This window comes from Stenotrophomonas sp. YAU14D1_LEIMI4_1, assembly GCF_003086815.1.
In the GTDB taxonomy this organism is placed as follows: Bacteria; Pseudomonadota; Gammaproteobacteria; order Xanthomonadales; family Xanthomonadaceae; genus Stenotrophomonas.
Map to the genome: position 1 here is coordinate 2862439 of NZ_CP025997.1, position 25339 is coordinate 2887777.

Here is a 25339-nt window from a genome sequence, read left to right on the forward strand (position 1 = left end):
GGGATCACCACAAGCACAGGCTCAATCGCCGACGCGGGCCTTCTGCCACGGGGCGAGCATGGCATTGAGCAGACTGGCCTGTTCGTCGTCGCCGGTCAGCTCCCACATGAACACGCCGGCCAGGCCCTGCGCACGCGCGAACTGCGCGCGCAGGCCGATCGAACGCGGGTCTTCGTAGCTGATGAACACCTTCTGTTCGGCGTTGTACAACCAGGGGCTCTGTGCCTGCGGCTGCCAGTGCTTCGCCCACCCGGGCTGGTCCAGATAACGCGCCTTGATCACCCGCCAGTCGCCGGCATCGGCCGGTGCGCTGTAGGTCTGGTACAGGCCGTCGGCGGCATCGCCAGTAACCTTGAAGCCGCGACCATAGAACGGCACGCCCAGCACCAGCTTGTGCGCCGGCACGCCGTGTTCGCGGTAGTACTGCACCGCGCCGGCCACGTTGTTCCAGCGCCGCAGTTCCGGCGCCAGCGGGTCAGCCGGCACTTCATGCAACGGCGCATTGAAGGTGGACACCGCCGAGAAGCCGGTGCCCATGTCATAGCTCATCAGGTTGATGAAATCGAACACTGCGGCCAGCGCAGGCAGGTCATAGCTCGCCGCCGGGTCGTAGGGGCCATCGGTCTGCAGGCGACCGGCGGCCAGCGCCGCGGTCAGCAGCATCGGCTGCCCTGCCTTGCGGCCGCGCGCATCCAGCGCCGCGCGGAACGCCTGCGCCAGCAGGGTCAGGTTGGCGCGATCCTGCGGGCGATGGGCCAGTTCCTTCGATCCGCCGCTGACCGGAAATTCCCAGTCGATGTCCACACCATCGAAGCTGCCTGCATGGCGTTCGAAGAACAGCGCCATGCACGAATCGACCAAGCGCTTGCGGCTGGCCGCGGTCAGCGCCGCGTCGGAGAAACCGCCTGCGCCCCAGCCGCCAATCGAGATCAGCGTGCGCAGGTGCGGATGGGTTTTTTTCAGCTCGGCCAGCGCGGCGAAGTTCTGCGGCGCTTCCGCGCCGACCGTGCAGCGCCCGTCCTCGATGGTGGAGAACGCGTAGAAGAGGTGGGTCAGCCGCTCGGCCGGAATGCGCGACACCGGGTAGCGCTCCGCCGAGCCTTCGGGATAGTACGCACCGAGAATGGGCGGCTGTGCCGGTGCGGCCCGTGCAACCGTGGGCAATGCGCCGGCAATCAGCACGGCAAGGACGGCGACGGACTGGCGGAACATGGGATCTCCCGGATCAATGGCGCAGCCACGTTAGCAAACGCTTGGCGCTGCGGCGCGGATGTCCGGTCATGTCGTCCGCTGGACATGCGCGCGGCCGGGTCTGGTGGCTGGGCGAGGACCCGTAGCATCGAGCTTGCTCGACTGCGGTTGGCGCAATCTCAAGGGCAGTCGAGCAAGCTCGACGCTACCTGCAGAGGCCCGCCACACCGGGCTTTCAGAATTCTTCAGCCGGATTTCCAGCACTTCAGACGGCACGCTGGCTGAATCAGGGCTCCCTTCAACGGAGCCTTGCCGATGCGCACGATCACCCTTCTCATCCTGCTGCTGTGCACCACCCTGCCCTGCACCGCAGCCCCCTTGGATACGGCGCGCCTGAAGGCGCTGGAACAGGCCATCGCCCGCGATGAGCTCAAGCAGGTGCGCAGCGTGCTGCTGCAGGTCGATGGCAAGGTGGTCTACGAGGGCTACTTCAACGGTGCCGACGCGCAGACCCTGCATGACGTGCGTTCGGCCAGCAAGAGCGTGACCGCACTGCTGGTCGGCGCGGCCATCGGCCAGCACCGGCTTCCGGGCGTGCAGGCGCGCGTGTACGACTACTTCCCGGCCTACACCGCCAGCCACAGCATTGACCCCCGCCTGCGCGCCACCACCGTGCAGGACCTGCTGACCATGAGCAGCCTGTGGGAATGCGACGACGAGAATCCGTTCTCGGCCGGCAACGAGGAGCGCATGTACGTGGGCGAACGCTGGCTGGACTTTGCCCTGGGCCTGCCGGTGAAAGGCTTCGCGCCGTGGATGCAGCGCCCGCAGGACAGCCCGCATGGCCGCGCGTTCGCCTACTGCACCGCCAATTCCTTCGTGCTGGGCGCGGTGCTTGAACAAGCCACCGGGCAGCCGCTGGCCGACTTCGCCGCCACCGCGCTGGAGCGCCCACTGGGCATCACCGAGCGCCACTGGAACCGTTCGCCGGAAGGCATCGGCATGGGCGGCGGCGGGACCCGCTACCGCAGCCGCGATCTGGCCCGGCTTGGGCAGCTGGTGCTCGACCGGGGCCGTTGGCAGGGCCAGCAGCTGGTTCCGCAGGACTACATCGAGGCGATGGTGCAGGCGCAGGCGACCACCTCCGATGGCAGCGATTACGGCTACCAGTGGTGGGGCCTGAAACTGGACGCGCAGGGTGCACCGCGCACGGTGTGGGCGATGTCCGGCAACGGCGGCAACTACGTGTTCGTGCTGCCCGAGCAACGCGCGGTGGCGGTCGTCACTACCCAAGCGTTCAACCGCAGCTTCGCCCACCCGCAATCGCGGCGCATCCTTACCGAGTTCCTGCTGCCGGCGCTGCACTGAGGCTGGCCAGGTCATCTGGCCGCCAGGCGGCGGCCAGTACCTGCGCCCGCTGGCGCGCAATGTCGGTATCCAGGCGCTCCAGCAGCGCCGGCCACCCGGGTGCGCGGCGCAGGGGCACGAACAGGGGCGTGGTACGCAGCCAGGCCACGTCGCGGAAACCGTCGTCGACGGCCTGCTGTAGTGCCGCCACGGCGTGGTCGGTCTGGCCCAGGGCCTGCAGCAGCAGCGCCCGCTCGATGGCTGCATCGGGCCAGCCATCCCCTGCCCCTGCCTGGTCACCCAGCTGCTGCAGGCGCTGGCGGATCCATGCCGCCTGCGCTGGTTGCGCGCCATGCAGGGCCGCCAGGGTCTGGCCGAGCGACTGCTGCGGCCGCAGTTGCCGGCCCAGTTCGAAGGCCTGGGCCGCTGCTGCCGGGTCACCGGCCAACAGCGCCAGTTCCCCCTGCAGGCGGCGCAGCTGCGGGTGCGGCGTGCCACGTGCCAGGGCTTCGTCCAGCGCCTGCCGCGCCTGCTGCGGTGCGCCGGCTAGGTACAGGCTGCGCGGCCAGGCGATGTTCGAAAAGACATTGTCCGGGTACAGCTGGAAGTTGTGCGCGTGACGCTGCCCGGCTGCCTGGGTGAAGCCGAGCAGTTCCAGTTCGCGCGCGACCTGCACATCACGGAAGCGCACGCGTTCGGGCGCCTTCAACGACAGGTTCTGGCGCAGCGCGGTGGCCAGCTCGCCGCGCTCCTGCTGCAGGTAGGCCAGCGACGCTCGGCTGCGTTCGTCGCCAGGGTCCAGTTCGATGGCGTGGCGGTAGCCGGCCATGGCCTGGCGCATGTCACCCAGGCAATCCTGCGCGTAGCCCCAGAGCGCATGCGTGGCGGCCTCTTGCGGCGCCCGCTGGCGCTCCTGCTCTGCCAATGCCAGCGCCTCCCTTATCTGCGCAGGACTGCCATTGAACAGGCAGCCCTGCGCGGACAGAGCGCGTGACAGGCCGCGCCGGGCCGGCGCGGATTCCGGATCGGCCTGCAGGGCCTGCCGGTACAGGCTGATCGCCCGTTCGTTGTTGCTGGCCTGGCCGATGCCGGCGTAATAATCGGCACGCTGCAGCAGCGACTGCGCGGCGCCTTGCGGCGCAGGCTGTGACCAGAGCAACAGTCTGACAGCGACCGCCAGCAGCGCGGCCATCGAGGTGACCAGCGCGGCCCAGCGGCGCCAGCGGGCGCGCGGCGTGGGCGCAATGACCGGCAGCGGCGGTGCACACAGCTGGTAGCCGCGCCCGCGGACCGAGCGGATGTAGCGGGGATTGCGGCCGTCGTCACCGAGCGCCTGGCGGAGCAGCTTCACCCGCTGGCTGATCGCGTCTTCGCCCACCACGGCCGGTGCCCAGACCTGGGCGGCCAAGGTGTCGAATTCCACGACGTCGGTGCCATGGGCCAGCAGCACGTCCAACAGAGTCCAGCTCAGGCCGCTGACGGGCAGTACCTCGCCGTCGCGGCTGACCCGTTGCGACGGGCGATCGATCTCCAGGTCGAGCAGGCGCAGGCTGTCCATGGGCGCAGCATAGCGGCAAGACCGGGGCGAAGCGCAGGCAAAGAAAAAGCGGGCCGAAGCCCGCTTTTTCATGATTGCGATGCCAGCGGTGGGGTGTCAACCAAGGTTGACACCTACCGTCATCGACCGGAGGTCGATTACTCGGCGCTGGCGCCTTCGCCTTCTTCCACGGCCTTCATCGACAGGCGGATACGGCCCTGCTTGTCGACTTCCAGCACCTTGACCTTGACCACGTCGCCTTCCTTCAGCACGTCGCCGACCTTCTCGACGCGGTCGCTGGAGATCTGCGACACGTGGACCAGACCGTCCTTGCCCGGCAGGATCGTGACGAACGCACCGAAGTCCATGATCTTGGCGACCTTGCCTTCGTAGATGCGGCCCGGCTCGACGTCCGAGGTGATCTGCTCGATGCGGGCCTTGGCGGCCTGGGCAGCGATGGCATTGACCGAGGCGATGACGATGGTGCCGTCGTCCTGGATGTCGATCTGGGTGCCCGTTTCCTTGGTGATGGCCTGGATGGTTGAACCACCCTTGCCGATCACTTCGCGGATCTTGTCCGGGTGGATCTTGATGGTCAGCAGACGCGGCGCGTAGTCCGACAGCTCTTCGCGCGGAGCGGTCAGGCCATGGGCCATTTCGCCCAGGATGTGCAGACGGCCGGCCTTGGCCTGCTGCAGAGCCTGCTTCATGATCTCTTCGGTGATGCCTTCGATCTTGATGTCCATCTGCAGGGCGGAGATGCCCTCAGCGGTACCGGCCACCTTGAAGTCCATGTCGCCCAGGTGATCTTCGTCACCCAGGATGTCGGACAGGACGACGAAACGATCGCCTTCCTTGACCAGACCCATGGCGATACCGGCCACCGGGGCCTTCACCGGCACGCCGGCGTCCATCAGGGCCAGCGACGAGCCGCAGACCGAGGCCATCGACGAGGAACCGTTCGACTCGGTGATTTCCGAGACGACGCGGATGGTGTACGGGAAGGCTTCCAGCGACGGCATGACAGCCAGCACGCCGCGCTTGGCCAGGCGACCGTGGCCGATTTCGCGGCGCTTCGGGCCCATCATGCGGCCGCACTCACCCACCGAGAACGGAGGGAAGTTGTAATGGAACAGGAAGTTTTCCTTGTACTCACCGGCAACGGCGTCGATGACCTGGCCGTCACGGGCGGTGCCCAGGGTGATGGTCACGATGGCCTGGGTTTCGCCGCGGGTGAACAGCGAGGAACCGTGGGTACGCGGCAGCACGCCGGTCTTCACGGCGATCGGGCGGACGGTGTCCAGCGCACGGCCGTCGATGCGGACCTTGGTGTCCAGCACCGAGTCACGCATGGTGCGGTATTCCAGCTCGCCGAATTCCTTCGACAGCTCGGCCGGGTTCCAGCCTTCGGCGGCCACGCGGCCAGCCAGGCTTTCGACCACGTCCTTCTTGATCGCCGAGATGGCGTCGCGGCGCTGCAGCTTGTCGCGCACCTGGAAGGCTTCGCCCAGGCGCGGGCCGATGGCTTCCTTCAGGGCGCCGATCAGCACGTCGTTCTTGGCCGGGGCTTCCCAGGTCGACGGCTTGGTGCCGGCTTCGACGGTCAGCTCGTTGATCGCGTTGATGACCTTCTGCATTTCGCGGTGACCGAAGGTCACGGCGCCCAGCATCACTTCTTCGGACAGCAGCGCGGCTTCGGATTCAACCATCAGCACGGCGTTGGAGGTACCGGCGACGACCAGTTCCAGCTGCGAGTCAGCCAGTTCGCTGACGGTCGGGTTCAGGATGTACTCGCCGTTCTTGTAGCCGACCTTGGCAGCGCCGATCGGACCCATGAACGGGGTGCCGGCCAGGGCCAGGGCAGCCGAGGCGCCGATCAGGGCCGGGATGTCGCCGTCCACGTCCGGGTTCAGCGACATGACCGTGGCGATGATCTGCACTTCGTTCTTGTAGTCTTCCGGGAACAGCGGGCGGATCGGACGGTCGATCAGGCGCGAGATCAGGGTTTCCTTCTCGGTCGCACGGCCTTCACGCTTGAAGAAACCACCCGGGATACGGCCGCCGGCGTAGAACTTTTCCTGATAATCGACGGTCAGCGGGAAGAAGTCCTGGCCTTCGCGCGCGCTCTTGGCGGCGACGGCGGTGACCAGCAGTACGGTGTCGTCCATCTTGACGATGACGGCGCCGCTTGCCTGGCGGGCGACTTCGCCGGTCTCAAGCGTGACGGTGTGCTTGCCGTACTGGAAGGTTTTGGTGATTTTTGCCACGGAGGGTGTCCTTGGGGATGCTGTCTGCGAATTGGACCGTCGGCGACCCTTGCCGCCTGCGGGTGGCCGGATCGTTCCGGCCTGAATCGGGGATTGCGGTGCTACAAAACAAAACCGCGGCGCATCGCTGCGCCGCGGGGGATTCGTTGCTTAGCGACGCAGGCCAAGCTTTTCAATCAGGGCCTTGTAACGCTCGACGTCCTTCTTCTTCAGGTAGTCGAGCAGGCTGCGACGGCGGTTGACCATCTGCAGCAGGCCGCGGCGGCTGTGGTGGTCCTTCTTGTGGGTCTTGAAGTGGCCGGTCAGCAGCTCGATGCGGGCGGTCAGCAGGGCGACCTGCACTTCCGGGGAGCCGGTGTCAGCCGAGCTGCGCTTGTTGTCTTCAATGACCTTCTGGGTGTCGATCGACATTTCTTTTTTCTCTGTGATGCGTGGCCGGCAGGAACGCGCTTCGCGCACCGCCAGGCTCGCCGTGGACTACGAGGATGAAACCTGCCGGAGCAGGCTGCCGGAAAACGGCCGCGAAATTGTAACGGTCGGGGCCCGGCGGAACAAGGACCGGGGCTGAATGCGCCCCGTCCCGGTTACAGGTTGAAGCGGCGCTGCGGCGCCAGCAGGCCGCCGGCATCGACCTGGCCCAGGCCCTGCGGGGTGCCATCGGGCCCGTATACGGCCACCAGGCCCGGGGGCCAGGCAGCATCGCGCTGGCGCTGCCCGACACAGAAGCGGTGGGCCTGTTCGGCATCCAGTTCGACCCGGGGGTACTCGGCCAGGCCGGCCGCCAGCGGCAGCAGCAGCGCCTCCATGCCGGCCTCGTCGCCGGCCTCGACCATGGCGCGCAGCTGGTCCAAGGTCACCATCACCGGATCACGGAACGGTTCGACCCAGAGCCGGCGCAGCGCACTGATATGCGCGCCGCAGCCCAATGCCTCGCCCAGGTCACGGGCCAGGCTGCGGATGTAGGTGCCCGAGCCGCAGGTCACGCGCAGGCGCAGGCGCTCGGGCTGCTGCTCCAGCACCTCGATGGCATGCACCTGGACCTCGCGCTCCGGGGCTTCGATGGCCTCGCCGCGGCGGGCCTTCACATACAACGGCTCGCCGCCCTGCTTCAGCGCCGAATAGATCGGTGCGCGCTGGCGGATGCTGCCAGTCAACGGGACAAGCGCCGCCTGCAGGGCGTCGGCGCTGATGGCCGGCACCGGGCGCTGCAGCAGCACCTGGCCTTCGGCGTCATCGGTGTCGGTGGTCTGGCCGAGCACGATCTCGGCGTCATAGGCCTTGGCAGAGCCCAGCAGCAGGCCCGCGATCTTGGTCGCTTCGCCAAAGCACAGCGGCAGCAGGCCGGTGGCCAGCGGGTCCAGGCTGCCGGTGTGGCCACCCTTCTCGGCACGGAACAGGCGGCGCGCCACCTGCAGGGCGGCGTTGGAGCTCATGCCGGTCGACTTGTCGAGCAGCAGGATGCCATCCAGGCGGCGGAACTGAATTCGGGTCATGACAGCATTTCGTAGAGTCGAGCCGTGCTCGACTGCCGCAGCGCGGTCTGCATCAGACATCGCGCAGCTGGAATGCAACAACGCCGGGCATGCCCGGCGTCGCGCGGTTATTCTTCGTCGCTCTTGCGACGCTTCTCTGCGGCCAGCGTATCGGGCAGGTCGCGCAGGATGTTGTCGATGTGCTCACCACGATCGACCGAGTCGTCGTAGTGGAAATGCAGCTCAGGCACGTGGCGCAGCTTCATCGCCCGGGCCAGGTCCATGCGCAGGCGATAGCCCAGCTCGCGCAGGCCCTTGACTGCTTCGGCCGAACGTTCCGGCATCAGCGCGGTGACGAACACCTTGGCATGGGCCATGTCGCGGGTGATTTCCACGTCGGACACGCTCACCGAGGGCAACCCGTGCTCGCGCACGGCGTTGTGCACCAGGGTGCCGAGTTCACGGCGCAGCTGGGCGGAGACACGGTCGGTTCGATGGAAGGTTTTGGGCACGCGGTCAGGCTCTTGATTTGAATGTGACCCGACCAAGGTCGGGCCCTACCAGGGGCGGTGACGCGACCAAGGTCGCGCGCCACCGGGTTGGCGGACCGGTCCGCGAGGACCGGCCCCTTGCAGCATTACAGGGTGCGCGGCACTTCGATACGCTCGAAGCACTCGATCTGGTCACCCGGCTTCACGTCGTTGTAGGCCTTCACCGCGATACCGCATTCGGTACCGTTGCGGACTTCCTCGACGTTTTCCTTGAAGCGGCGCAGCGATTCCAGCTCGCCTTCGAAGATGACCACGCTGTCGCGCAGCACGCGGATCGGCTTGTTGCGCTTGACCACGCCCTCAATGACCATCGAGCCGGCAACGGCGCCCAGCTTGGAGCTGCGGAACACGTCGCGGACTTCGGCGATACCGATGATCTCTTCGCGGATTTCCACGCCCAGCAGACCGGAGGCCACCTGCTTCACCTGGTCGATCACGTCATAGATGATCGAGAAGTAACGCAGGTCCACGCCGTTGGATTCGATGATGCGACGGGCCGAAGCATCCGCACGCACGTTGAAGCCGATGACGGTGGCCTTCGAAGCAGCCGCCGAGTTGGCGTCCGATTCGGTGATGCCGCCCACGCCGGAGTGGATCACGTTGATGCGGATGTCTTCGTTGGACAGCGCGACCAGTGCCTGGCTCAGCGCCTGCACCGAACCCTGCACGTCGGCCTTGATGACCAGGTTGAGGACCTGCTGGCCCTCGCCCTTGCCCAGGGTCGCCATGATGTCTTCCATGCGGCTGCCAGCGGTGGCCACCAGGCGCGATTCACGGCGCTTGGTCTCACGCTGCTGGGCAACGTCCTTGGCCAGGCGCTCGTCCTCGACCACCACGAAGTCATCACCGGCTTCCGGCACGCCGGACAGGCCCAGGACCTGCACCGGGATGGACGGACCAGCGAATTCCGGCTGCTTGCCGGTTTCGTCGAACAGCGCACGCACGCGGCCGTACTGGATGCCGCACACCAGATAGTCGCCCTTCTTCAGGCGGCCCTGCTGCACCAGCACGGTAGCGACCGGGCCACGGCCCTTGTCCAGCGACGATTCGATCACCACGCCCGAGGCGCGGCCTTGGTCGACAGCCTTCAGTTCCAGCAGTTCGGCCTGCACCGACACGGCGTCCAGCAGGTCATCGATGCCCAGGCCGGTCTTGGCCGAGATCTCCACCATCTGGATGTCACCGCCGAACTCTTCGGCCACGACCTGCTCGGACAGCAGCTCGTTCTTGACGCGCATCGGGTCGGCGCCGGACTTGTCAATCTTGTTGATCGCCACGATCAGCGGCACGCCGGCCGAGCGGGCGTGCTGGATCGCTTCCTTGGTCTGCGGCATGACGCCGTCATCGGCCGCCACCACCAGCACCACGATGTCGGTCAGCTTGGCACCGCGGGCACGCATCGAGGTGAACGCGGCGTGGCCCGGGGTATCCAGGAAGCTGATGACGCCCTTGGGCGTATCAACGTGGTACGCACCGATGTGCTGGGTGATGCCGCCGGCTTCGCCGTGGGCAACCTTGGTGCGACGGATGTAATCCAGCAGCGAGGTCTTGCCGTGGTCGACGTGGCCCATGATGGTGACCACCGGCGGACGCTGGACGGCTTCGCCCTGGTTTTCACCGGTCGAGGCCAGCAGTGCGTCTTCGGCGTCGTTGTCATTGGCACGGATCGCCTTGTGGCCGAGTTCTTCGGTCACCAGCGCAGCGGTGTCGTGGTCGATGGACTGGGTGATGGTGGCCATCACGCCCATCTTGAACAGCGCCTTCACCACCTCGCCGCCCTTCAGCGCGAGCTTCTGCGCCAGGTCGGCCACGGTGATGGTCTCGCCGATCGCCACTTCACGCACGACCGGTGCGGTCGGACGCTCGAACGCGTGCGGACCGGCGTTGTTGCCGCCACGCGACATGTCACGACGGCCGCCACTCTGGTTGCGACCACCCGGACGACCCCGGTTGTTGCTGTTGTTGCTGTTGCCACGACGCGCACGGTCGGCCGCCGACAGATGCATCTGGCCGGCGAAGCGATCGCCCGGGCCACGCTCGTTGCGCGGCGCGCTGCGGTTGTTGCGGTCGTCGCTGCGCGGCGGCGGCGGCGCACTGCGCGGCGTAGCCGGAGCGGCGGCCGGCGTGCGCGGCGGACGCGGCGCGGTTTCATCGATCGGTGCGCGCTTGGGCTTGGTGGCGGCAGCCGCCTCGGCAGCCTTGGCGGCAGCCGCGGCTTCTTCGGCAGCCTTCTTTTCGGCCTCTGCGCGTTCCTTGGCCGCAATCTCTTCCTCACGGGCACGGACGATGGCTTCGTCGCGCAGACGATCCTTCTCGGCCAGGGCCTGCTGTTCGGCAAGGTTGCGGGCGCGCGACTCTTCCAGCTTGCGCAGGATGTCGGCGCGCTCTTCGTCCGGCGTCATCGGGCGAGCACCATCCTTGACGTAGGTACGCTTCTGGCGCACCTCGACATTCACGGTCGTCTTGCTGCGACCAGAATTGACCGTCACTTCCTGCTGTTTCCGGCGGTTGAGGGTGATCTTCTTTGCAGACTGATCGGTCTCTTCCGGGGCCTGCTCGGGCTTGCCGTGCGAACGACGAAGGAAGCCCAGGAGCTTCACCTTCTCGGTGCTGGTCACGACCTGGTCGGGACCGCTGAACTTCATGCCGGCACCGGCCAGCTGTTCCAGCAGTTTCTCGACCGGTGTGTTGACCAGTTCGGCAAGCTTGCGGATGGTGGTTTGCTGCGACATTCGGATCCTATGATCTTGTGGGCGCCCCCCCGCAGATGGAGGTGGCGCGGATTCTACGCCCTGATCGGCTCAGGGCCCTGTTCATTGCCGGCTCATTCGCCGCGTTCCAGTCGGGCGATCTCCTCGGCACGCGCGGCCAGGATCAGCGCCGCGGCGCGCTCCTGGTCCAGCCCTTCAATGCCGAAGTCCATGACCTCGTCGGCGGCCAGGTCGGAAAGCTCCTCGCTGGTACGCACGCCGTGGCCGGCCAGCGCATACGCGGTGGCTTCGTCCATGCCCTTCAGGGACAGCAGGTCCTGCGCCGGCTGGCCGTCTTCAAGGCCTTCTTCGACTGCCAGGGCCTCATTGAGCAGCGCATCGCGGGCACGAGCGCGCAGCTCTTCGACGATGTCTTCGTCGAAACCTTCCACGGCCAGCAGTTCGCCGACCGGGACATATGCAATTTCTTCGACCGTGCCGAAGCCTTCGGTCACCAGGATGCCGGCGATTTCCTCGTCCACTTCCAGCTTGTCCATGAACAGCTGGCGGGCCGAAGCCTGCTCGGCTTCCGACTTGGCGGTGACCTGGTCCTGGGTCATCACGTTCAGCTGCCAACCGGTCAGGCGGCTGGCCAGGCGCACGTTCTGGCCACCCTTGCCGATGGCCTGGGCCAGACGGTCTTCGGCCACGGCCAGGTCCATCGAGTGCTTGTCTTCATCGACGATGATCGACTGCACTTCGGCCGGCGCCATGGCATTGATGACGAAGTTGGCCGGGCTTTCGTTCCACAGCACGATGTCCACGCGCTCGCCATTGAGCTCGTTGGACACGGCCTGCACGCGCGAACCGCGCATGCCGATGCAGGCACCGATGGGATCGGTACGGGTATCGTGGGCCAGCACGGCGATCTTGGCGCGGTCGCCCGGATCGCGGGCGCAGGCCTTGATTTCCACCAGCCCCTGGCCGACTTCCGGCACTTCCAGCTTGAACAGCTCGATCATGAATTCCGGTGCGGCGCGGCTGATGAACAGCTGCGGGCCACGGGGTTCCGAACGCACTTCGGCCAGGTAACCACGCACGCGGTCGCCGGCGCGCAGCACGTCGCGCGGAATGCCCTTGTCCTTCGGAATGAAGCCTTCGGCGTTGCCGCCCAGGTCCACGTAGATGTTGCCGCGCTCGGCGCGCTTGACCACACCGGTGATCAGCTCACCCACGCGGTCCTTCCACGCATCGACCACCTGCTGGCGCTCGGCTTCGCGCACACGCTGCACGATGACCTGCTTGGCAGCCTGGGCGGCGATGCGGCCGAAATCGGGGTTTTCGATCTGCTCTTCGATGTAGTCGCCGACGTCCACGCCTTCGGCTTCGTCGACGGCGTCCATCAGGCGGATCTGCCGGTCCGGCGATTCCATGACCACGTCATCGGCCACCACTTCCCAGCGGCGGTAGGTTTCGTAGCTGCCATCCTTGTGGTCGATGACCACGCGGGTCAGCACTTCCTCGTCGGGATAGCGCTTCTTCGCTGCCGAGGCCAGGGCGGCCTCGATGGCATCGAAGATCACTTCACGCGGCACGCCCTTTTCGTTGGCGACCGCGTCCACTACCAGCAACAGTTCCTTGCTCATTGGCTCACTCCGCGCGCGGCTTCTTTGCCGCCGGCTCGTTGGAAGAAGAATTCTTGTCCGTCTTCGGACGCTTCGGCGCCGGGCCGGTCGGCTTGCTCGGGGCCAGGCCCAGGGCAACCCAGTCCGGCATGATCCGGGCCTTGTCGATGTTGTCGGCCGAGACCACCACTTCCGCCTTGTCGACGATGAAGGTGATGGTGTCTGCGGCCTCGTCGGTCGCCTCGATGCGGCCCTGCAGGCGACGACGGTTGTCCTGCGGCAGCTTCAGCACGACCTTGGCCATTTCGCCCAGGTGGCGGCCGAACTGTTCCAGGTTGAACAGCGGGCGGTCGACGCCCGGCGAAGACACTTCCAGCGTGTAGTTGCCGCTGATCGGGTCTTCCACGTCCATCTGTGCGGACACTTCGCGGCTGACGCGCTCGCAGTCGTCCACGTTGATGATGCGCTCGGGCTGCTCAGCCAGCGGCACGTCGATGTAAAGACGCAGGGTTGCACCGCCGGGGGCCGGCAGATATTCAACGCCCAGCAGCTCCAGGCCCAGCGACACAACGGTCGGGGCGAGCAGATTCGCGATGTCGGTTGCCTTGTCGCTCACAGCCTGCCTTGATCTCTTGGTTGGGTGCCGGCCACGGCCGGCGGGGAAACATGACGCCCCGGAAACGACAAAGGGCCCGCAGGGCCCCTTTTCCGGAAAGACTCCGGTGACTGGATTCCGGTTGCAGCGCCGTGTGTAAGCGAGCTGCGGCCCTCCTTCCGGGTCCGGACTCCCGATTGGAGACCGCCTTCAGGGGTAGTGCTAGGCCGCTGATGATAGCGGTTGCACCGCGCTGGTGCAAGGCACGGGCCAGGGGTTAGATCCCTTTTCCGCACCGGCAGTCGAGCATGGCTCGACTCTACAAGTACGTGGCCCCCAAAGAAAAACGCCCTCGAAGCAGGACTTCGAAGGCGATCTCTTTACTTGGTAGCGGGGGCAGGATTTGAACCTGCGACCTTCGGGTTATGAGCCCGACGAGCTGCCAGACTGCTCCACCCCGCATCAGAAGCGGAATTATGAGCGATGGCTTCAAAACATGCAAGCCTTCCCTCATTCATCAAACCGGTTGGCGCCGATATGACGTTGGTAGCGGGGGCAGGATTTGAACCTGCGACCTTCGGGTTATGAGCCCGACGAGCTGCCAGACTGCTCCACCCCGCACCGGAAGTGTTTGAACTGCTGCCCTGCTCTTTCGAGGAGGGCTACCGCAACGATGTTCTGGCTGAACCGCTGCAGTGACAACTCAGGCTGCGCATATTACACGAATCGCGCAGCTTTGTGTCAACTTTTATGCAAGATGCGCAAAAGCCTTCTGGCACCACAGCATGATCGGGTTCCAGGACAGGCCCAGGGCCAGCAGTGCCAGCGCGTTCACGCCCAGCACCACGCCCAGCACGCGGTCGTTGCTGCGCGGCATGGCCTCGCCCACCGGCTCATCGAAGTACATGACCTTGATGACACGCAGGTAGTAGAAGCAGCCCACCACGGCGCACAGCACGCCCAGGATGGCCAGCCACAGCAGGCCGCCGTTGACGGCAGCGCCCAGCACGGCCAGCTTGGTCCAGAAGCCCAGGAACGGCGGGATGCCGGCCAGCGACGCCATGATGCACAGCACCAGGCCGGCCATCCACGGGTTGCGGGCATTAAGGCCCTTGAAGTCTTCGATGTTCTCGGCTTCAAAGCCCGCACGCGACAGCGCGATGATCGCGCCGAAAGCGGCGGTGGACATGATGGCGTAGGCCAGTGCGTAGAACAGCGCGGCGGCATAGCCCTGCGCGCCGCCACCGGCGATACCCATCAGCAGGAAGCCGATGTGCGAGACCGTGGAGAACGCCAGCATGCGCTTAAGGTTGCTCTGCGCGATGGCCATCAGGTTGCCCAGCACCAGCGACACCGCGGCCAGGCCGCCGATCAGCAGCTGCAGCTCGGTGGACAGCGGGCCCACGCCCATTTCCAGCAGGCGGTAGGCCATGCCGAACGCGGCCAGCTTCGGTGCCGAGCTGATGAACAGCGCGATCGGTGCCGAGGCACCCTGGTACACGTCGGGCAGCCACATGTGGAACGGCGCGGCACCGAGCTTGAAGGCGACGCCGGCGATCATGAACACCGCACCGGTGATCAGCAGCACGCGCTCTTCCGAGTGCGGGATGGCGTCACGGATGACATCCAGGTGCAGGCTGCCGGTGGCGCCATAGATCAGCGACATGCCGTACAGCAGCAGGCCCGAGGCCAGCGAACCAAGGACGATGTACTTCATCGCCGCTTCCGAGGCCAGGCCGTTGTCGCGGTTGCTGGCCACCAGCGCGTAGGAGCACAGCGCCAGCAGTTCCAGGCCCAGGTACACCATCAGCAGGCTGCCGGCCGAGACCAGGATCATCATGCCGGCGGTGCCGAACAGGATCAGCACCGGGATCTCGCCCTGGAACAGGTTGCGGTCACGCAGGTAGCGCCAGCCGTAGACCAGGGTCAGGCCGCTGAGCAGCACGATGCCGGTCTTCATGACGTCGGCGGCCGTGTCGCGCACGAACATGCCGTGGAAGACCTCGCCCTGCCCGCCCACGCCGGTAGCCAGCATGAACAGCACCACGGCCAGCGCCGCGAGCGAGAACAGATGGGTGACGATCTTGTTCCGGTTGCTGACGAACAGGTCGAGGATCATCAGGGCGAAGGCGCTGCCGATCAGCACCAGCTCGGGGGCGAGCGGTGGCAGGTCGGCGGCGGTCAATGGCAGCAGCGGCGAGGTGGTCATCATCAAATCCTGGAATTACAGCAGCTTGCTGGATGCGATCTGCATGGCCAGCTTGGCGATCGAGGGCTCCATCAGGTCGGTCAGCGGCTTGGGGTAGATGCCCAGAGCCAGCACGCCGACGGCGAACACGCCCAGCACCAGCCATTCGCGGCCGTTGATGTCCTTCAGTTCGGCCACGTGGCTATTGGCCACTTCACCGAAGAAGATGCGCTTGTACAGCCACAGGGTGTAAGCCGCACCGATGATCAGGGTGGTGGCCGCGCCCAGGGCAATCCACGGGTTCCGCTGGAAGGCCGACAGGATGACCATGAATTCACCAACGAAACCGCTGGTGCCCGGCAGGCCGGCATTGGCCATGAAGAACAGCATGGCGAAGGTGGCGAACCAGGGCATGACATTCACCACGCCGCCGTAATCGGCGATGCGGCGGCTGTGCATGCGGTCATACAGCACGCCCACGCAGGAGAACATCGCACCGGACACGAAACCGTGCGAGATCATCTGCACCATCGCACCCTGCAGGCCCAGGCGGGCGGCGTCGGCATTGCCGGCCTCACGCACCAGCCACAGGGCGATGAAGGTGCCCAGGGTGACAAAGCCCATGTGCGCGATCGACGAATAGGCGATCAGCTTCTTCATGTCGTCCTGCACCAGGGCGACCAGGCCGACGTAGATCACCGCGATCAGGGACAGTGCGATGACCAGCCAAGCCCATTCGTTGGAAGCATCCGGCACGATCGGCAGGTTGAAGCGCAGGAAGCCGTAGCCACCGATCTTCAGGGCGATGGCGGCCAGGATGACCGAACCGGCGGTCGGCGCTTCCACGTGCGCGTCCGGCAGCCAGGTGTGCACCGGGAACATCGGCACCTTCACCGCGAAGGCGATCAGGAAGGCGAAGAAGATCCACGTCTGCTCGGTGGCCGACAGCTGCAGCGCGTACAGGTCGGCCAGCTGGAAGCTGCCGCCCTTCATGTACAGGTAGATAAGCGCCACCAGCATCAGCACCGAGCCGAGGAAGGTGTACAGGAAGAACTTCAGCGCTGCGTAGATGCGGCGCGGGCCGCCCCAGACACCGATGATCAGGAACATCGGGATCAGCATCGCTTCGAAGAACACGTAGAACAGCATCGCGTCGGTGGCAGCGAAGATGCCGACGGTGACGCCTTCCAGGATCAGGAAGGCCGCCACGTACTGGTTCACGCGCTTGTTGATCGCGCTCCAGGCACCGATCAGGGCGAGCACGCTGACCAGCGTGGTCAGCAGGATCAGCGCCACGGCAATGCCGTCCACGCCCAGGTTGTAGCCGATGTTGTACGCCGGGATCCACGCGTGGGTCTCGACGAACTGCAGGGCATCGATGCCCGGATCGTAGCCGGCCAGCAGCGGCAGGCTTGCCGCGAAGGTCAGCAGCGCGACGCCCAGCGACGCCCAGCGGGCGGTCTGCGCATCACGGATCGCAAGAATCAGGGCACCGCCGATGATCGGCAGCCAGATGAGGACACTGAGTAGGGGCCAGTTCGACACGTCTTCTTATTCCGTACAGGTCATCAACGCAGGTAATGCATCAGCACGCCCAGCAGGGCAATCAGGCCGATGATCATCGCGAAGGCGTAGTGATAGAGGAAACCGGATTGGGTACGACGCAGCACGCCGGCTGCAACGTCCACAACACGTGCCGAGAGATTGACCACGCCATCGACGATGTTGCTGTCGATCCAGCGCGACACCTTGCCGAGCTTGACGCTGCCGCCGGCAAAGCCATCGATCCACAGCTTGTCGAAGCCGTACTTGTTTTCCAGCACCGACACCAGCGGGGCGAAGGTCTTGCGTGCCTTGCCCGACAGGTCCGGCTTCCACAGGTAGAACAGCGCGGCCAGCAGGAAGCCCGCCAGGGTCAGCCAGAACGGCGGCAGCATCATGCCGTGCAGCGCGAACGCCACCGGGCCATGGAACTCTTCACCCAGGAAGGCCACGGTGTTCTTGGCCGGATCGTAGAAATCGACGATGCCGGTGAAGAACGTGTTGACCTGGCCCTTGATGGCCGCGTGCGCGTGGTGGCCGGCCCAGTCGGTACCATGCAGCATCGGACCGATGCTGAAGAAACCGATGGCGATGGACGGAATGGCCAGCAGGATCAGCGGCAGGGTCACCACCCACGGGGTTTCGTGCGGCTCATGCGGACCGTGGCCATGGCCGTGGTCGTCATGGGCATCGCCGTGGTGCGCATCGGCATGATGGGCATCGGCCGCGTGGTGATCGTCATGGCCGTGGCCATGGTCGTCGTGGTGCGCGTCACGGAAGCGCTCCGGACCGTGGAAGGTCAGGAACAGCAGGCGGAAGCTGTAGAAGCTGGTGACCAGCACGCCACCCAGCACTGCCCAGTAGCCGTAGGTGGCCACCCAGGTGTGCTGCATGTGGGCGTGGATCTCGGCCGCCTCGATGATGGTGTCCTTCGAGTAGAAGCCGGAGAAGAACGGCGTACCGACCAGGGCCAGCGTACCGATCCACATGGTGATGAAGGTGATCGGCATGTACTTGCGCAGGCCGCCCATCTTGCGCATGTCCTGCTCGTGGTGCATGGCGATGATGACCGAACCGGCACCCAGGAACAGCAGCGCCTTGAAGAAGGCGTGGGTCATCAGGTGGAACACTGCGGCCGAGTAGGCCGACACGCCCAGTGCCACGGTCATGTAGCCCAGCTGCGACAGGGTCGAGTACGCGACCACGCGCTTGATGTCGTTCTGCACGATACCGATCAGGCCGGTGAAGAAGGCCGTGGTGGCACCGATGAACAGGATGAAGTTCAGCGCGGTCTGCGACAGCTCGAACAGCGGCGACATGCGGGTGACCATGAAGATACCCGCGGTGACCATGGTCGCGGCGTGGATCAGTGCCGAGATCGGGGTCGGGCCTTCCATCGAATCGGGCAGCCACACGTGCAGCGGAACCTGGGCCGACTTGCCCATGGCACCGATGAACAGGCTGATGCAGATGACAGTGGCGATCGACCAGACCACCGGCGCGCTCAGCAGCTGCATGCCGAACAGGGTGCCGTCCCAGATCTGCATCTTGGCTTCAGGGCTGGCCAGCACGCCGGCCTGCGAGAACACCTGAGAATAGTCCAGGGTGCCGAACACCCACAGCACGCCGGCGATACCCAGCAGGAAGCCGAAGTCACCGACGCGGTTGACCAGGAACGCCTTCATGTTGGCGAAGATCGCGGTCGGGCGTTTGAACCAGAAACCGATCAGCAGGTACGACACCAGGCCCACCGCTTCCCAGCCGAAGAACAGCTGCAGGAAGTTGTTGCTCATCACCAGGGTGAGCATCGAGAAGGTGAACAGCGAGATGTAGCTGAAGAAGCGCTGGTAGCCCGGGTCTTCTTCCATGTAGCCGATGGTGTAGATGTGCACCAGCAGCGACACGAAGGTGACCACCACCATCATCATGGCGGTGAGCTTGTCGACCATGAAACCGACGTGGGCCGAGTACTGGCCGACTTCGAAGAAGGTGTACAGGTTCTGGTTGAACGGCTGCGCGCCGCCCCACAGCAGCTGGTACAGCGTGTACATCGACAGGGCGCAGCTGATGGCCACGCCGAGGATGGTGACGGTCTGCGCGCCGAAGCGCTTGACCTGGCGACCGAACAGGCCGGCGATGATGCTGCCGAACAGCGGTGCAAGCACCACTGCGATCAACAGACTCTTGGAGAGAGTGATTTCCATCTGTGGATCAGCCCTTCAACGAATCGACTTCGCCGACATTGATCGTGCGGCGGGTACGGAACAGGGTCACCAGGATCGCCAGGCCGATGGCGGCCTCGGCAGCGGCGACGGTCAGGATGAAGAACACGAACAGCTGGCCGGACGGATCACCCAGCTGGCGGGAGAACGCAACGAAGTTCACGTTCACCGACAGCAGCATCAGTTCGATCGACATCAGCAGCACGATGACGTTCTTCCGGTTCAGGAAGATGCCGGCCAGGCTGATGGCGAACAGCACCGCGCCCAGCGCAAGCATGTGGCCAAGGGTAATCACGGCTGGGTCTCCTCGCCGGCGGCCGGCTTGCTGTTGCTGTGCACGACCGGCTGTTCTGCGCCCATCTTGACCATGCGCAGACGGTTGCCTGCCTTGACCATGGTCTGGTCGCCCGGGTTCTGGCTCTTCACGCCGGTACGGCGGCGCAGGGTCAGCATGACGGCGGCCACCACGGCCACGGTCAGGATGACGGCGGCGAACTCGAACGGCAGCAGGTATTCGGTGAACAGCGTGCGTGCCAGCCAGGTGATGTTGGAGCTGTCAGCCGCCAGCGCGGCAGCGTTGTCGGCCGGGAAGGCGTTGACCGCCCTGCCCTTCACGCCGATCAGGATGAGCATCTGCACCAGCATGGCCACGGCAACCACCAGGCCCACCGGCAGGTAGCGCACCCAGCCTTCGCGCATCTTGGTGGGGTCGATGTCCAGCATCATCACCACGAACAGGAACAGCACCATCACCGCACCCACGTAGACCAGCACCAGCGCCACGCCGAGGAATTCGGCGCCCACCAGCAGCCACACGCAGGCAATGGAGAAGAAGGTCAACACCAGGCAGAGCACGGCGTGAACCGGGTTGCGCACGCTGATCACCGCACCGGCCGAAACCGTTGCCGCGATGGCGAACACCCAGAAAGCGATATTTACCCAATCCATCTCTCGACCTCAGCGGTAAGCGGCATCGGCGGCACGACGCTCGGCGATCTCGGTTTCGAGACGGTCGCCCAGGGCCAGCAGCTGCGGCTTGGTAACGATGTTTTCGCCACGCTTCTCGAAGTGGTACTCGAGGATGTGGGTTTCGACGATCGAGTCCACCGGGCAGCTTTCTTCGCAGAAGCCGCAGAAGATGCACTTGAACAGATCGATGTCGTAGCGGGTGGTACGGCGGGTGCCGTCTTCGCGCTTGGCCGAGTCGATGGTGATGGCCAGCGCCGGGCAGACCGCCTCACACAGCTTGCAGGCGATGCAGCGCTCTTCGCCGTTGGGGTAACGGCGCAGCGCGTGCAGGCCACGGAAGCGCGGCGACTGCGGGAACTTCTCCATCGGGTACATCATCGTGTACTTCGGCTTGAAGCTGTACTTCAGCGTCAGCCAAAGACCGGCCAGCAGTTCGAGCAGCAGCAGGCTCTTGAAGTAATGGGTAATCCTGTTCATCACTTAGACGCCCTTTTGAATCACGCCGAAGAACACCATGACGGCGGTAACCGCGATCCACAGAATGGCCAGCGGAATGAAGACCTTCCAGCCCAGGCGCATGATCTGGTCATAGCGGAAGCGCGGGAAGCTGGCACGGAACCAGATGTAGGCACTGGCGAAGAAGAACACCTTGACGAACAGCCACGGTGCACCGCCCTTCCAGATCCAGTCGACCAGCGGCGAGATGTTGCCCAGGTCGACCCAGCCCTGGATCGGGCTCAGCCAGCCGCCGAGGAAGAAGATCGAGATCAGGAAGCTGATCAGGATCATGTTCGCGTATTCGGCCAGGAAGAACAGCGCGAAGGCGCCGCCGGAGTATTCGACCATGTGGCCGGCCACGATTTCCGATTCGCCTTCCACCACGTCGAACGGCGCGCGGTTGGTTTCAGCCACGCCCGACACCCAGTAGATGACGAACAGCGGGAACAGCGGCAGCAGGAACCAGTCGAAGAAGCCGGAGCTGCCGGCCTGCGCCATCACGATGTTGCTCAGGTTCAGGCTGCCCGCCGCGATCATCACGCCGACCAGGGCGAAGCCCATGGCGATTTCGTAGCTGATCATCTGCGCCGAGGCGCGCATGGCACCCAGGAACGCGTACTTCGAGTTGGATGCCCAACCGGCCAGGATGATGCCGTAGATGCCCAGCGAGGTCATCGCCAGCAGGTACAGCAGGCCAGCATTGGCGTTGGACAGCACGATCTGCGAATCGAAGGGCACCACCGACCACGCCGCGAAGGCCGGGGCCAGGGTGATCAGCGGCGCCAGCAGGAAGATCGCCTTGTTGGCGCTGCTCGGCTGCAGCACTTCCTTGAACAGCAGCTTGAAGACGTCGGCGAAGGCCTGGAAGATGCCCATGCCCACGTACATCGGGCCGTGGCGGACGTGCATCCAGCCGATCAGCTTGCGTTCCCAGACCACGTAGAAGGCCACCGAGACGATCACCGGCACGGCGATCACCAGGATCTTCAGGATGATCCAGATCAGCGCGCCGATGTCACCCAGGGCAAGCAGCCACTGGTGCAGCGGGTCGACCGCGTTCAACAGCAATTCGTTCATGCAGCCACCACCGATACGCGAGCGGCACCCAGCGGCGCGGTCGCGCCGTGGCCCGATTCAATCCAGACCGAACCCGCAGCGACGCGGGCGTCGACCACCACCGGCAGGGTGGCCTTGCCGGCATCGGTGCCGACCTTGGCCATCTGCCCTTCCTGCAGCTGCAGGCGCGCGGCATCGTCAGCGTTCAGCACGATGCGCGGGGCGTTGTTCAGCGGGTGCGACTGCAGCGCCGGCGCGCGGCGGACCACCGCATCGGTGCGGTAGATCGCAGCGGTCGAAGCCACTTCCAGGCCTTCGCCGCCAACGGCCGGCTGGGCCGAAGCGGCCACGGCGACCGACACCGGGGCCAGGCTGGCGCGCAGGCCGGCCAGGTCGGTGAAGTCGAAACCGGCCAGGGCCATGTCACCGCCCAGCGCACGCAGCACGCGCCAGCCTTCACGGGCCTCGCCCGGCAGCTTGCCGCCGGCACGGGCCGACTGCTCGCGACCATCGAGGTTGGTCAGGGTGGCGTCGATTTCCGGCAGCGCACCGATCGGCAGGATGACGTCGGCAACGTCGCGGGTGGAAACACAGGCGAACTGGCTGAAAGCCACCACCTTGGCACCGACCAGCGCCTTGCGCGCGGCCGGGGCGTCGGCGAAGTCCAAGCCCGGTTCCAGGCCGTACACCACGTAGGCCTGGCGCGGCTGCGCCAGCATGGCGGCCACGTCCTTGCCGGCCGGCAGCACGCCGGCGCGGGTCAGGCCCAAGGCATTGGCGCCCTGCGGGATGCGGCACAGCTTGGCACCGGTGGCGGCAGCGAAATCACGCGCAGCGGCGCGGATCGCGGCGGCCTGCGGGTGGTTTTCGGCGATGCCACCGACGATCAGCACGGTGTTGGTACCGCCCTGCACTGCCGAACGCAGTTCTTCGCTGGCCAGCGCTTCGACGAACTTCGACGGTGCCACGATCTGCTTGCCGGCGATGCCGAAGGCGAAGTCGAAATCAACCGGGTTGATGACGTGGATCTTCGCGCCCTTGGTGGTCTGCGCCTTGCGCAGGCGGGCGTGCAGCAGCGGCAGTTCGTGGCGGATGTTGCTGCCCAGAACGACGATGCGGTCGGCGCCTTCGATTTCAGCCAGCGGCAGGCCGAAGACTTCGGCGATGGCGGCGTCGGAGAAGTCGCGGTTGTTGATGCGGTGGTCGATGTTGTTCGAGCCCAGGCCCTTGGCCAGGCGGGCCAGCAGCGCGCCTTCCTCGTTGGAGGTGGACGGATGCACCAGCACGCCCAGGTGGTCACCCTGGTGCGCCTTGAGGATCTCGGCAGCCGCGGCCAGGCCTTCAGCCCAGCTCACTTCCTTCCACTCACCATTGACCTTGCGCAGCGGCTTGACCGCACGATCTTCGCTGTACAGGCCCTGGTGCGAATAGCGGTCGCGGTCGGACAGCCAGCACTCGTTCACCGCTTCGTTGTCGCGCGGCACGGTGCGCAGCACTTCGCCGCGACGCACGTGCAGGAACAGGTTCGAACCCATCGCGTCGTGGTAGCCCAGCGATTCGCGCGCGGTCAGTTCCCACGGGCGGGCGCGGAACTGGAACACCTTGTTGGTCAGCGCGCCGACCGGGCAGACGTCAACCACGTTGCCGGACAGCTCGGTGGTCAGCGGCTTGCCGTCGTAGGTACCGATCTGCAGGTTCTCGCCGCGGTACATGCCACCCAGTTCATAGGTGCCTGCCACGTCGGCGGTGAAGCGCACGCAGCGGGTGCACTGGATGCAGCGGGTCATTTCGGTGGCGACCAGCGGACCCATGTCCTCGTCGGGCACCACGCGCTTGCGCTCGTTGAAGCGGCTGACCGAACGGCCATAGCCCAGCGAAACGTCCTGCAGCTCGCACTCGCCGCCTTGGTCGCAGATCGGGCAGTCCAGCGGGTGGTTGATGAGCAGGAACTCCATCACCGAACGCTGGAACTTGAGCGCCTTCTCACTGCGGGTAGCGACCTTCATGCCGTCCATCACCGGGGTGGCGCAGGCCGGCGCCGGCTTCGGCGACTTCTCCACGTCCACCAGGCACATGCGGCAGTTGGCGGCGATCGGCAGCTTCTCGTGGTAGCAGAAGCGCGGAATGGAGATGCCGGCCTTGTCGGCGGCCTGGATGATCATCGAGCCCTTGGGCACGACCAGCGACTTGCCATCGATCTCGATGGTGACGTGATCGGGTGGGACGCTCGGATTTACGGGTTGCGCGCTCATGCAGCGGCTGCCTCCACCTTCTTGCCGTCAACCATCGAATGACCGTTGACGATGTAGTACTCGAACTCGTCCCAGAACTGGCGCAGGAAGCCCTGGATGGGCCATGCAGCCGCTTCGCCGAACGCACAGATGGTGTGGCCTTCGATCTGGCCGGCCACTGCCTTCAGCTGGTGCAGGTCTTCCATCGTGGCCTTGCCGGCGACGATGCGCTCCAGCACGCGATGCATCCAGCCGGTACCTTCGCGGCACGGGGTGCACTGGCCACAGGATTCCTTGTGGAAGAACTGGCTGATGCGGCAGGCGAACTTGACGCAGCACACGCTGTCATCCAGCACCACGACGGCGCCCGAACCCAGGCCGGAGCCCAGCGCACGGATGGTGTCGTAGTCCATCGGCAGGCCCTTCAGCTCGGCCGCGGTCAGCACCGGCATGGACACGCCGCCCGGAATCGCGCCCTTCAGGGTGCGGCCCGGACGCAGGCCACCGGCCATTTCCAGCAGGTCGTCGAAGGTGGTGCCCAGCGGCACTTCGAAGTTGCCGCCGTTCTGCACGCAACCGGACACCGAGAAGCACTTCGGGCCGCCGTTGCCGGTCAGGCTCAGGCCCTTGAACCACTCCGGGCCGTTGCGGATGATCGCCGGCACCGAACCGTAGGTTTCGGTGTTGTTGATGGTGGACGGCTTGCCGTACAGGCCGAAGTTCGCCGGGAACGGCGGCTTGTAGCGCGGCTGGCCCTTCTTGCCTTCCAGCGATTCCATCAGCGCGGTTTCTTCGCCGCAGATGTAGGCGCCGGCGCCCAGGGCACCGTAGATGTCGATGTCCACGCCCGAGCCCATCACGTTCTTGCCCAGCCAGCCATTTGCATAGGCGTCGGCCAGGGCCTGTTCGAAGTGCTCGAACGGCTCGTGGTGGAACTCACCGCGCAGGTAGTTGTAGCCCACGGTCGAGCCGGTGGCGTAGCAGGCGATCGCCATGCCTTCCACCACCGAATGCGGGTTGTAGCGCAGGATGTCGCGGTCCTTGCAGGTGCCCGGCTCGGATTCGTCCGAATTGCAGAGGATGTACTTCTGCATGTTGCCCTTGGGCATGAAGGACCACTTCAGGCCGGTCGGGAAGCCAGCGCCACCGCGGCCACGCAGGCCGGAGGCCTTGACCATCTCGATGACCTGCTCCGGCGGGATCTTCTCTTCGAGGATCTTGCGCAGGGCGGCGTAGCCACCGGTCTTCAGGTAGCTTTCGTACGACCACGGGGTGTCGTAATGCAGGGTGGTGTAGACCACCTGGTGCGGCAGCGGCGCGGGGCCGACCGGACCCTTGGATTCGTGGTGATGTGCCAT

19 protein-coding genes and 2 tRNA genes are annotated in these 25339 nt (G+C 65.6%); 1 reads left to right on the top strand and 20 read right to left on the bottom strand.

From position 1 onward, the window contains the following. Window positions 1–21 precede the first annotated feature (21 nt). Entirely contained in the window at window positions 22–1212 is a 1191-nt protein-coding gene (locus C1932_RS13450; RefSeq protein WP_108762518.1) for a glycoside hydrolase family 18 protein, read from the bottom strand. 294 nt (window positions 1213–1506) lie between these two features. On the opposite strand from C1932_RS13450, the gene C1932_RS13455 reads away from it, so the two are divergent. After that, window positions 1507–2559 carry a serine hydrolase gene (locus tag C1932_RS13455; RefSeq protein WP_108762519.1) on the top strand — a complete coding sequence of 351 codons (1053 nt, stop codon included), beginning with the start codon at window positions 1507–1509 and terminating at the stop codon, window positions 2557–2559. Here C1932_RS13455 and C1932_RS13460 read toward each other — a convergent pair. The 19 genes from C1932_RS13460 to nuoF all read right to left on the bottom strand — a co-directional run bounded on the left by C1932_RS13460 (window position 2528) and on the right by nuoF (window position 25339). Further along, a complete protein-coding gene (locus C1932_RS13460) occupies window positions 2528–4096 on the bottom strand; it encodes a winged helix-turn-helix transcriptional regulator (protein ID WP_108762520.1) in 1569 nt (522 codons plus the stop codon). The genes C1932_RS13455 and C1932_RS13460 overlap by 32 nt on opposite strands. Before the next feature lie 137 nt (window positions 4097–4233). Continuing rightward, window positions 4234–6342 (bottom strand): polyribonucleotide nucleotidyltransferase, encoded by a 2109-nt coding sequence (gene pnp, locus C1932_RS13465; protein WP_108750207.1) that lies wholly within the window; start codon window positions 6340–6342, stop codon window positions 4234–4236. 150 nt (window positions 6343–6492) lie between these two features. Continuing rightward, complete coding sequence (gene rpsO, locus C1932_RS13470; protein WP_005410445.1) at window positions 6493–6753, bottom strand: 30S ribosomal protein S15; 261 nt, start codon at window positions 6751–6753, stop codon at window positions 6493–6495. 173 nt (window positions 6754–6926) lie between these two features. Continuing rightward, window positions 6927–7835, bottom strand: a complete 909-nt coding sequence (gene truB / locus C1932_RS13475; RefSeq protein ID WP_108762521.1) for a tRNA pseudouridine(55) synthase TruB — start codon at window positions 7833–7835, stop codon at window positions 6927–6929. Between the two features lie 107 nt (window positions 7836–7942). Further along, window positions 7943–8326: a 30S ribosome-binding factor RbfA gene (gene rbfA / locus C1932_RS13480; RefSeq protein WP_108750209.1), complete on the bottom strand. Its 384-nt coding sequence runs from the start codon at window positions 8324–8326 to the stop codon at window positions 7943–7945. Window positions 8327–8451: 125 nt separating this feature from the next. Then, on the bottom strand, window positions 8452–11097 hold the full coding sequence (gene infB / locus C1932_RS13485; protein ID WP_108762522.1) for a translation initiation factor IF-2: 2646 nt from the start codon (window positions 11095–11097) through the stop codon (window positions 8452–8454). A gap of 92 nt (window positions 11098–11189) precedes the next feature. Continuing rightward, the gene (gene nusA / locus C1932_RS13490) at window positions 11190–12701 is read right to left on the bottom strand and encodes a transcription termination factor NusA (RefSeq protein WP_108750211.1); all 1512 of its coding nucleotides are present in this window, start codon (window positions 12699–12701) and stop codon (window positions 11190–11192) included. Between the two features lie 4 nt (window positions 12702–12705). After that, a complete protein-coding gene (gene rimP, locus C1932_RS13495) occupies window positions 12706–13296 on the bottom strand; it encodes a ribosome maturation factor RimP (protein ID WP_108750212.1) in 591 nt (196 codons plus the stop codon). 364 nt (window positions 13297–13660) lie between these two features. Further along, window positions 13661–13737, bottom strand: a tRNA-Met gene (locus tag C1932_RS13500). Window positions 13738–13819: 82 nt separating this feature from the next. Then, a tRNA-Met gene (locus tag C1932_RS13505) sits at window positions 13820–13896 on the bottom strand. A 127-nt stretch (window positions 13897–14023) separates the two neighbouring features. Further along, a complete protein-coding gene (gene nuoN, locus C1932_RS13510) occupies window positions 14024–15484 on the bottom strand; it encodes an NADH-quinone oxidoreductase subunit NuoN (protein WP_108763448.1) in 1461 nt (486 codons plus the stop codon). A gap of 15 nt (window positions 15485–15499) precedes the next feature. After that, window positions 15500–17008, bottom strand: a complete 1509-nt coding sequence (locus C1932_RS13515; protein ID WP_108750214.1) for an NADH-quinone oxidoreductase subunit M — start codon at window positions 17006–17008, stop codon at window positions 15500–15502. Window positions 17009–17031: 23 nt separating this feature from the next. Continuing rightward, entirely contained in the window at window positions 17032–19209 is a 2178-nt protein-coding gene (gene nuoL / locus C1932_RS13520) for an NADH-quinone oxidoreductase subunit L (RefSeq protein ID WP_108756777.1), read from the bottom strand. 7 nt (window positions 19210–19216) lie between these two features. After that, on the bottom strand, window positions 19217–19522 hold the full coding sequence (gene nuoK, locus C1932_RS13525) for an NADH-quinone oxidoreductase subunit NuoK (protein WP_006381125.1): 306 nt from the start codon (window positions 19520–19522) through the stop codon (window positions 19217–19219). Next, a complete protein-coding gene (locus C1932_RS13530) occupies window positions 19519–20175 on the bottom strand; it encodes an NADH-quinone oxidoreductase subunit J (protein ID WP_108753690.1) in 657 nt (218 codons plus the stop codon). The genes nuoK and C1932_RS13530 overlap by 4 nt, the downstream gene beginning before the upstream one ends. Window positions 20176–20184: 9 nt before the next feature. Next, the gene (gene nuoI / locus C1932_RS13535) at window positions 20185–20673 is read right to left on the bottom strand and encodes an NADH-quinone oxidoreductase subunit NuoI (RefSeq protein ID WP_108750217.1); all 489 of its coding nucleotides are present in this window, start codon (window positions 20671–20673) and stop codon (window positions 20185–20187) included. Window positions 20674–20676: 3 nt separating this feature from the next. Further along, window positions 20677–21771, bottom strand: a complete 1095-nt coding sequence (gene nuoH, locus C1932_RS13540) for an NADH-quinone oxidoreductase subunit NuoH (RefSeq protein WP_108753691.1) — start codon at window positions 21769–21771, stop codon at window positions 20677–20679. Beyond that, on the bottom strand, window positions 21768–24002 hold the full coding sequence (gene nuoG, locus C1932_RS13545; protein WP_108762523.1) for an NADH-quinone oxidoreductase subunit NuoG: 2235 nt from the start codon (window positions 24000–24002) through the stop codon (window positions 21768–21770). Before nuoG ends, nuoH begins: the two co-directional genes overlap by 4 nt. After that, window positions 23999–25339 carry an NADH-quinone oxidoreductase subunit NuoF gene (nuoF, locus tag C1932_RS13550; protein WP_108750220.1) on the bottom strand — a complete coding sequence of 447 codons (1341 nt, stop codon included), beginning with the start codon at window positions 25337–25339 and terminating at the stop codon, window positions 23999–24001. The genes nuoG and nuoF overlap by 4 nt, the downstream gene beginning before the upstream one ends.